The organism is Halohasta sp. A2, from assembly GCF_056175805.1.
The window spans coordinates 1-554 of the sequence record NZ_JAQFWV010000196.1; the positions used below are offsets into that span (position 1 = coordinate 1).

General features: G+C 58.3%; 1 protein-coding gene. It reads right to left on the minus strand.

The window, feature by feature from the left end; genetic code table 11:
• Positions 1–554, minus strand: a 554-nt coding sequence (locus tag O2S87_RS18755) for an RNA-guided endonuclease InsQ/TnpB family protein (protein ID WP_475410229.1), incomplete at both ends; no start/stop codon positions are given.

Below are 554 nucleotides of genomic sequence, written 5' to 3' on the forward strand. Positions count from 1 at the left end.
CATCAACCCCTTGGCGTCGAGGTCTTCGACCGCTACAAGGTCGTATTCCCGAGCGTAGTACGCCGAGAGCTTGTGAAGGAAGTCCCGACGCTTTCGCTTCAAGTCAGCTTGGCGTTGGGCCACTACGTGCTGTTGCTTCTCGTAGTTCGCCGATCCGTGTTCCTTCCGCGAGAGGTCGCGTTGTCCACGCTCCAACCGCTCGCGTTCCTCGGAGAGGTCGGGATCTTTAACGGCAGTTCCGTCGCTGTCGTGAGCGTACTTCAGAATTCCCACGTCGATCCCGACGCATTTATCGGGGTTCTCGGGCTTCGGTGGCGCGTCGTTCTCGGTTTCGATGCCGAGGACGGCGAACCATTCGCCCGTTGACTCCTGTTTGACAACGACCTCCTTGATCGTGGCGTCGTCGGGAACCTCGCGGTGGTAGACCATCGGAATGTCACCGATCTTAGAAAGAGAGAGTACAGGCCGACCGCTCGTGTTGTTGAGCTTGAAGCCGGTTTGACTGTACGTGATCGAGCGATATTCCTGCGGAGCCTTCCACCGTAGTTCGCCGA